The organism is Corallococcus sp. 4LFB (assembly GCF_046520365.1).
GTDB classification, from domain to species: domain Bacteria; phylum Myxococcota; class Myxococcia; order Myxococcales; family Myxococcaceae; genus Corallococcus; species Corallococcus caeni.
In genome coordinates, this window is sequence record NZ_JBKGHJ010000376.1 from 1 (window position 1) to 8,727 (window position 8,727).

At 70.7% G+C, this 8,727-nt stretch carries 6 protein-coding genes and 1 pseudogene; 3 read left to right on the forward strand and 4 right to left on the reverse strand.

Annotation, left to right across the window (positions count from 1 at the left end; genetic code table 11):
• A partial coding sequence (locus ACLEQD_RS30905) for a serine/threonine-protein kinase (RefSeq protein WP_410389046.1) occupies positions 1–1,253 on the reverse strand: 1,253 nt, incomplete at its 3' end.
• 287 nt (positions 1,254–1,540) lie between these two features.
• Between ACLEQD_RS30905 and ACLEQD_RS30910 the strand changes: the two genes are divergently transcribed.
• Together ACLEQD_RS30910 and ACLEQD_RS30915 are read left to right on the forward strand one after the other, a co-directional pair.
• Positions 1,541–2,410, forward strand: a complete 870-nt coding sequence (locus ACLEQD_RS30910; protein ID WP_410389048.1) for a cobalamin-binding protein — start codon at positions 1,541–1,543, stop codon at positions 2,408–2,410.
• Between the two features lie 230 nt (positions 2,411–2,640).
• Positions 2,641–4,374 (forward strand): BamA/TamA family outer membrane protein, encoded by a 1,734-nt coding sequence (locus tag ACLEQD_RS30915; RefSeq protein WP_410389053.1) that lies wholly within the window; start codon positions 2,641–2,643, stop codon positions 4,372–4,374.
• Between the two features lie 23 nt (positions 4,375–4,397).
• Here ACLEQD_RS30915 and ACLEQD_RS30920 read toward each other — a convergent pair.
• Positions 4,398–5,176: pseudogene (locus ACLEQD_RS30920) on the reverse strand (hypothetical protein).
• A 116-nt stretch (positions 5,177–5,292) separates the two neighbouring features.
• Between ACLEQD_RS30920 and ACLEQD_RS30925 the strand changes: the two are divergent.
• Positions 5,293–7,518, forward strand: a complete 2,226-nt coding sequence (locus tag ACLEQD_RS30925) for a DPP IV N-terminal domain-containing protein (RefSeq protein WP_410389050.1) — start codon at positions 5,293–5,295, stop codon at positions 7,516–7,518.
• Positions 7,519–7,622: 104 nt separating this feature from the next.
• Here ACLEQD_RS30925 and ACLEQD_RS30930 read toward each other — a convergent pair whose 3' ends face one another.
• Together ACLEQD_RS30930 and sucB are read right to left on the reverse strand one after the other, a co-directional pair.
• On the reverse strand, positions 7,623–7,826 hold the full coding sequence (locus ACLEQD_RS30930) for a cold-shock protein (protein ID WP_014397260.1): 204 nt from the start codon (positions 7,824–7,826) through the stop codon (positions 7,623–7,625).
• Between the two features lie 164 nt (positions 7,827–7,990).
• Positions 7,991–8,727, reverse strand: a 737-nt coding sequence (gene sucB / locus ACLEQD_RS30935; protein ID WP_410389051.1) for a dihydrolipoyllysine-residue succinyltransferase, incomplete at its 5' end; no start/stop codon positions are given.

The window sequence follows — 8,727 nt, forward strand, 5'->3', positions numbered from 1 at the left end:
CGGAGGCGCGACAGGCGCGCGCGCCACGGGGACGGACGGGGCCGGCTCCACGGGGGGCTTCTGGGCGCCGCGCAGCACGATGAAGCCCGCCGCGCCCAGCCCAGCAGCAGGGACACCCCGAACAGGGCGATGCCCAGGCCCTTGTTGGACTTCTTCGCGAGGCCGCCGGCCTCGTCCACGGAGATGTCCAGCGCCATGGTGTTGGGCGCGGGCGTGGGGCCGGAGCCCAGCGCGGGGTGGGCCCCCGAGTGGATGCCGCTGTGCGGACCGCTGTGGGGGCCGGAGCCCACCGCGTTGAGGCCGGTGCGCGTGGCGAAGACGCCGCTGACGCCGGACGCGGAGGCCGCGGTGCGCATGCCCTGGAGCACGGCGTCCATGGACGCGTAGCGGTCCACGGGGCGCTTGGCCAGGCACTTCATCACCAGCGCCTCCACCTCCGCGGGCACGTGGTGGTCCGGCCACACGGTGTGGAAGGGGGGCGGCGGGTCGTTGATGTGCTTGACGATGACGTCAATGCTCTGCGCCGCCTGGAAGGGCGGCCGGCCCATCAGCACCTGGTAGAGCACCACGCCCAGGCTGTACACGTCGCTGCGCGGATCCGCGATGTTGCGCGCCTGCTCCGGCGCCATGTACTGCGGCGAGCCCAGGATGACGCCCGCCTGCGTGAGGGTGGTGTCCTCCTTCATGGCGGCGTCCCCCACGAAGGACTTCACCAGGCCGAAGTCCAGGACCTTGACCACGTCGTGGTCCGCCTCCTGGTTGAGGATCATCACGTTGGCGGGCTTGAGGTCGCGGTGGATGAGGCCGACCTTGTGCGCCTCGCGCAGCGAGCGGGCCACCTGCTGCCCGATGGTGAGCGCGCGCTCCCACGGCAGCGGGCCTTCCTGGGTGAGCAGCTGCGACAGCGTCAGCCCCTCCAGGTACTCCATGGCGATGTAGTAGATGCCGTCTTCCGTCTTGCCGTAGTCGATGACGGTGACGGTGTTCGGATGGCGCAGCTTCGCGGTGACGCTGGCCTCCAGGAAGAAGCGCTTCTGGAAGCCCGGGTCCTTGCCCTCGCCGCTGTACTGCGGGTTGAGGACCTTGAGCGCCACCAGCCGGTCCAGCGGGGCCTGCATGGCCTTGTAGACGCGGCCCATGCCTCCGGCGCCAAGCGTCTCCAGGATGCGGAAGCGCTCGTTGAGGATCCGCCCGAGCAGGGGATCCGGCACGTCGGCGGGCGCGCCCTTGCGGGGAGCGTCGCTTTCGATCATGTGTTCCCCCAAGGCGTAGAGAAGGACCGCATACGTCGTTTCGGACCCGGCGGAGCCTAGCACCGCCTTGGAAAACCGCCCAAGAGACGTGCCGCTATCATCGCCGCGCGCCGGCCCCGAGTTTCCGGCCCGCGCCGCGCGCCCGCACTCCCGCACTTCCCGTGCTGCCCCGTCCCCGGGTGCTTCGGAAATCGTGGAAATCAGCGTCCGTTGTCGCACAGTCGCCGGGCGCTGGTGCGTCGCGTCATCTCGGGTGGAGGAGGCGGGAGCGGGGTAGGGTTTCCCGCATGAATGCCCAGCTGTCCGCGCTGTTGTCGTCGGCGCCGCGCCATCCGCGGCGGGTGGTGTGCCTGACGGAGGAGACGACGGAGGTGCTCTACCGCATCGGGGCGGGGGACCTGGTCGTCGGCGTGTCGGGGTTCACGGTGCGGCCGCCGGAGGCGCGCAGGAAGCCCCGGGTCAGCTCGTTCCTGGACGCGAACTTCGAGCGGATATTGGAGCTCAAGCCGGACCTGGTGCTGGGCTTCAGCGACCTGCAGGCGGACATTGGCCGGGAGCTCTGCAAGCGCGGGGTGCCGGTGTACCTGTTCAACCAGCGCTCGCTCGCGGAGATATTGCAGGCGGTGCGGCTGACCGGGGCGCTGGTGGGACGGGCGGAGCCCGCGGAGGCGCTCGCGGTGGAGCTGGAGAAGAACCTGGAGCGTCACTCGGACGCGGCGCAGTCGCTGCCGAAGCGGCCGCGCATCTTCTTCGAGGAGTGGCACGAGCCGCTCATCTCCGGCATCCGCTGGTGCTCGGAGCTGGTGGAGGTGGTGGGCGGGGTGGACGTGTGCCAGGAGTCGCGCGCGTCGCAGGGGGCCAAGGGCCGCATCTTCGAACCGGAGGAGGTGGCGAGGCGCGACCCGGAGGGCGTCATCGCCAGCTGGTGCGGGCGCAAGGCGAAGCGCGAGAAGATCGCCTCCCGGCCGGGCTGGGCGGGCGTGCGCGCCGTGCTGGATGATCAGCTCTACGAAGTGAGGAGCTCCTACATCCTCCAGCCGGGACCGGCGGCGCTGTCGGACGGCGTGGAGCAGCTGGCCCGCATCGTGGCGGCGGTCGCGAAGGGGGAGCCATTGCCCATGGCCCGGCCGGGGGACCTGCGCACCGCGCTGACGTGAGCGGAGGCTGGCGGCAGGCCCAGCGCATGACAGGATGCGCGCGTGCCGCTCTCACTGCCCGTCCTGCTGATCACCGTGCTCGCCGCGACGGGCGGACAGAGCGCGCCTGTCGGTCCGGGCAGCCCCAGGACGTCGCGCCGCCGGATGCGCCCGTGCGCTCGCCGGACGTCGAGCCGTCGGGCGTGTCGAACACGGAGGTCGCGGCGCCGCCTCGCGCTGAGCAGGTCCCGGTGGGGCCGGAGGGCACGCAGGTTCCCGCGCTCTCCAAGGACGAAGCGAGCACGAAGAACTACGAGGACGCGCTCATCGCCTGGGGCCTGGGCCAGGTCGAGCGCCAGGTGGAGCCCGCGCCCGAGGGCCAGGTGCTGGAGGAGGTGCTCGTCGCCGCGGAGGAGGTGGTCGCGCCGATGGACCCCTATCCATCGCTGCTCAACATCTTCCACGTCCGCACCCGCGACGACATCGTCCGCCAGGAGGTGCTGATCGCTCCGGGGCAGCCGTACTCGGAGGCGCTCGTCGCGGAGTCGGTGCGCAACCTGCGCAAGCTGGGCCTGTTCTCCGTCGTGCGGGCGGTGCCCGTGAAGGGCAGCGCGCCCGGCAAGGTGGCGCTGCTGCTGGTGACGAAGGACCTGTGGTCGCTGCGGCTCAACAACGAGTTCTCCGCCGTGGGCTCGCTGCTGCTCTACCTGCGCCTCCAGGGCACGGAGCAGAACTTCCTGGGGCGCGGCAAGAAGGTGGCGCTGGACTTCATCATGCGCCTGGACACGTTCAGCCTCGGCCAGAGCTACACGGACAAGCGCGTGCTCGGCAGCCGGTGGTCGCTGACGGAGTCCGCGGCGGTGCTGATCAACCGCGACACGGGCCGCGCGGAGGGCTCGCGCGGGAGCCTCGTCGTGAGCCGGCCGCTGTACTCGCTGGCCACGCCGTGGAGCCTGAGCACGTCCGTGGCGTGGAACGTGGAGACCGCGCGCCAGTTCCGGGGCGCGGACATCTGGCAGCTCCCGTTCCCGGACGGCGACCCCGTGCCGTACGTCTACAACACGCGCGAGGTGGCCGCGGGCGCCACGTACACGCGCTCCTACGGCCAGCGCTACAAGTGGAACGTGGGCATGGGCGCGGGGGCCTACCACTACGCCTACGCCGCGCCGCTGGCGTCGCGGCTCAGCGACGCGCAGGCGGACTGGTTCCGGCGCAACTACCTGCCGCGCGCGGAGGACGCGGGGTACGCGAACTTCTCCCTGAGCGCCTTCGAGGCCCGCTACGACGTGCTCCGCAACGTGGACTCGTACACGCTGTCGGAGGACTTCCAGCTGGGGCACTCGGTGCTGGCCACGCTGCGCTACGCGCCGCCGGTGTTCCCGTCCGCGGCGCACTTCGCGCAAGGGGGCCTGTCCCTGCGCTACCGCGTGCACTGGGGGGACGCGCTCACCACCGCGTCCGCGGCCGCGTCCATCCGCCAGCAGTTCAATGCGCGGCAGCCCGGCGTGAAGGAGGGCTGGACGAACCGCCGCTGGGCCGCGGAGCTGGTGCAGGTGTCGCCGCGCGTGCTCGGAGGGCGCTTCGTGGCGCGCGGCCTGCTGGACGTGAACATCGACGACCTGTCGGACCGCGTGAGCCTGCTGGGCGGCAGCAACGGCCTGCGAGGCTCGGCGGTGGATGCGTACTCCGGCAAGCGGCTGTTGCTGGTGAACCTGGAGTACCGCACCGCGCCGCTCGTCGTGCGCACGGTGCACCTGGGCGGGGTGCTCTTCCTCGACTCCGGCAGCGCCTTCGACCAGCGGCCGGAGATGGTGACCACCGTGGGCGTGGGCCTGCGCCTGCTGTTCCCCCAGTTCAACGTGTTCCCGTTCCGCATCGACTTCGGCTACGTGCTCAACGGCGACCGTCCCCCCGTGGGCAGCCGCCTGTCGCTCGGCAGCGGGCAGGTGACGGACTACCGGCCCTCGTTCCTCGACTCGCCCTGAGGTTCCGGAGCAGCTCCGGCGCTTCAGGGCGGCTCGACGCGCAGCAGCTCGCGGAAGAGGACCTCCGCCACGTCGCGGAACAGCTCCCCGGACGCGAGCAGCCCGCCGCAGTGATGCGGCTCCCGCGCCAGCGTCAGCGCCACCGCCTTGCCCAGCACCGCGTCCCAGAAGGGCTCCGAGTCGGGGGCAGGAGGAACTCGCGGATGACGGACCTCGGCCATGGCAGCACGGTGGTGGGGTCCGCGTCGCTCAGGCTGGTGAAGCAGTCCAGGTCCACGTCCAGCAGCACGGCGGACGCGGCCTCCAGCACGTCGCGCACCGCGTCCGTGGGGCCGGGGTGCAGGTACGCCTCCGCCGCGCGGTCCACGGTCGTCACCGACACGATGCGGTGCGAGCGGCCCCGGGTGTCCACGTACGTGTCTCCGGCGAAGGAGCCCCGGGGCCGGGTGCGCGCGATGAGCAGCGCGTCGCCCACGAGGTCCGCCTCCATCGCCGCGACGATGTGGTCGTAGTTGCGCACGTCCAGCTTCCACCGCGCGTGCTCGTCCAGCGCGCGCAGGCCGGCGGAGCGGTCCGGCATGTCGGCGGGGCGCTCGGGCACGACGATGTCCAGGTGCCGGTCCAGCGTGACGAGCAGGGCCGGGGGCCCCGCGTCGCCCAGGGCACAGGCCCACGCGGGCAGCGCGAGCCGGTGCGGGTCGAACACGTAGGCGTCCGTCGGGCCACGGCCACCGCCCAGCCCCAGCCGCACCACGCCCGCGAGGCGCAGGTGGCGCAGGGCGTCGTCATCATTCGGATTCATGGGGGTGGGAATCCTCTCCTGGGCCGGACGTTGAGGGGGCCGCGCGGCGGCCGGAGTGTAGGCTTGCCCGCACCTTCCCGCGAAAGGAGCCCCGCCCCGCGGGGATTCAACTACGCATGCGTCAGGTCCTCACCGCCGCCGCGCTGCTCCTCATGAGCAGCGCCCCCTCCATCGCCCAGGAGCGCAAACCCTCCGCCATGGCCCCTTCGCAAAAGCAGCCGGACACCTTCCTGCGCCAGTACGCCGAGACGCGCCGCTTCCAGAGCGGCCGCCCGGTGGGCACGCGCATCACCCCGGACGAGAAGTCCGTCCTCTTCCTGCGCACCTCCCCCACGTCCAACGTGCAGATGCTCTACGCGTTCGACGTGGCCAACGGCCAGGCGCGTGAGCTGCTCACCCCCGAGGCCCTCCTCAAGGGCGCGGAGGAGACGCTGTCTCCGGAGGAGAAGGCCCGCCGTGAGCGCATGCGCGTGAGCGCCCGGGGCTTCACCTCCTACAACCTCTCCGAGGACGGCACCCGGCTGCTGGTGCCCCTCTCCGGCCGCCTCTACGTGGTGGACCGCGCGACGGGGAAGTCCACGGAGGTGAAGACGGGCCCCGGCGTCATCGACCCGCGCCTGTCCCCGGACGGCAAGCAGGTGGCGTACGTGCGCGGGCACGACGTGTACCGGGTGGACCTGGCCGCCAACCAGGAGAAGCGCGTCACGCAGGGCGGCACCGCGCAGAAGACGCACGGCCTGGCGGAGTTCGTGGCGCAGGAGGAGATGAGCCGCTTCTCCGGCTACTGGTGGAGCCCGGACGCGAAGGCCATTGCCTACACGGAGTCCGACACGTCCGACGTGGAGAAGCTCACCATCGTGGACGTGATGCACCCGGAGAAGGGCGGGGAGATCTTCCCGTACCCTCGCCCCGGCAAGGCGAACGCGAAGGTGCGCCTGGGCGTCACGCCCGTCACCGGCGGCAAGACGGTGTGGGCGCAGTGGGACGCGCAGAAGTACCCGTACCTGGCCACGGTGAAGTGGGACAAGGGCGGGCCGCTGACAATCGTGGTGCAGAACCGGCTCCAGACGGAGGAGCAGGTGCTCGCGGTGGACCCGGCCACGGGCAAGACGCGCGTCCTGCTCACGGAGAAGGACAGCGCCTGGGTGGAGCTGGCCCAGGACTTCCCGCTGTGGCTGGAGGATGGCTCCGGCTTCCTCTGGTACACCGAGCGCAACGGCGGCCCGGAGGTGGAGCTGCGCAAGGCGAGCGGTGAGCTGGACCGCTCCGTCGTGAAGCCGGACGCGGGCTTCCGCCACCTGGCGCGCTTCGTCCAGGCGGACAAGACGCTGTTCTTCACCGGCGACCCGAACCCCACGGTGAGCCACCTGTGGCGCGTGAAGGCCGGCGGCGCTCCGGAGAAGGTGGCCACCGGCACTCCGGGCCCGGCCGTGGAGGGCGGGCTCGTCTCCAAGAACGGCGGCCTCATCGTCCTCAACACCCAGGGCCCCAAGGCCATGCCGCGCACCGTGGTCCTCAAGGGCGACGGCACGAAGCTGGGCGAGCTGCCGGAGGTGGCGCAGGAGCCGTCCTTCACGCCGAACTTCGAGGTCCGCCAGGTGGGCCCGAAGAAGTTCTGGACGTCGCTGGTGAAGCCGCGCGACTTCAAGCCCGGCCAGAAGCTGCCCGTCATCGTGGAGGTCTACGCGGGCCCCACCGTCACCGTGGTGCACCAGTCCATGGCCGCGCACCTGCTCAGCCAGTGGTTCGCGGACCACGGCTTCCTGGTGGTGAAGGTGGACGGCCGCGGCACGCCGCTGCGGACGTCCGAGTGGAACCGCGCGGTGAAGCACGACTTCGCCACCGTCACCCTGGATGATCAGATTGAAGCGGTGCAGGCGCTGGCGAAGGAGGTGCCGGAGATGGACCTCAGCCGCGTGGGCATCACCGGCTGGAGCTTCGGCGGCTACATGGCCGCGCTGGCCGCGCTGAAGCGCCCGGACTTCTTCAAGGCCGCGGTGTCCGGCGCCCCGGTGGTGGACTGGCGCGACTACGACACGCACTACACCGAGCGCTACCTGGGCCTGCCGGAGGAGAGCCCCCAGGCCTATGAGGTCAGCAGCCTGCTGACGTACGCGAAGAAGGACAGCCCCATCGGCGCGCTGCTGCTCATCCACGGCACCGCGGACGACAACGTCTACTTCTTCCACACGCTGAAGCTGTCGGACGCGCTGTTCCGCGCGGGCAAGCCGCACCAGCTCTTGCCCCTGTCCGGCCTCACGCACATGGTGCCGGACCCGCTCATCACCGAGCGCCAGTACGAGCGCGTCATCGCCCACTTCGAGCAGAACCTGAAGAAGTAGGGCGGCGCACCCGCGCCTGGAAAAGGCAGAGGCCCGGTTCCCTCAAGGGGGCCGGGCCTCTGTTGCTTCAACCAGTCCGTGAGGAATGGCTGAGACGCGTCACTTCACGCCGCGCGGACGTTCTGCGCCTGCAGGCCCTTCGGGCCCTTGGTGACTTCGAACTCCACCTTCTGGCCCTCGGCCAGGGTGCGGAACCCATCCATGTTGATGGCGGTGTGGTGGCAGAACACGTCCTCGCCGCCGCCGTCCTGGGTGATGAAGCCGAAGCCCTTCGCGTCGTTGAACCACTTCACGGTACCAGTTGCCATTGCGCTTCCTTGCGTTTGCAGGGCAGCCGTGGGGAAGGCCGCCCGTTCTGCCCGACGACCGGGGAGACAGAGCTATTTGTAGTGAAAGGGCCGACTGGAAGTCCAGCCGGCCCACCGGGAATGCCCGTCTTCCACCCCCGCACAGTCATGTGCGGCGGAGTAGGTCAGATGTCGAGCAGCAGGCGCTCGGGGGCCTCGATGCATTCCTTGATGCGCACGAGGAACTGCACCGCCTCCCGGCCGTCCACCAGGCGGTGGTCGTACGTGAGGGCGATGTACATGATGGGCCGGATGACCACCTGGCCGTCGCGGGCCACGGGGCGCTCCACGATGTTGTGCATGCCCAGGATGCCCGTCTGCGGCGGGTTCAGGATGGGCGTGGACAGCATGGAACCGAAGATGCCGCCGTTGGTGATGGTGAACGTGCCGCCCGTGAGGTCCGACATCGTGAGCTTGTCGTTGCGCGCACGGCCGCCGTAGTCACCGACCGTCTTCTCCAGGTCCGCGAGCGACAGCTTGTCCGCGTCACGCACCACCGGCACCACCAGGCCGCGGCTGCCGCTCACGGCCACGCCGATGTCGTAGTAGTGCTTGAAGATGACGTCCTCGCCGTCGATCTCCGCGTTGATTTGCGGGAACGCCTTGAGGGCCTCCACGGACGCGCGGATGAAGAAGCTCATGAACCCGAGCTTCACCCCGTGCTTCGCCTGGAACTTGTCGTTGTACTTCTTGCGCAGCGCCATCACCTCGCCCATGTCCACCTCGTTGAAGGTGGTGAGCAGGGCGGCGTTGGACTGGGCCTGGAGCAGGCGCTCCGCGACGCGCTTGCGCAGCGGCGTCATGCGCACGCGCTCCTCGCGCGCGGCGTTGGGGCGCGGGCCGGACGGCGCGGCGGGGGCCG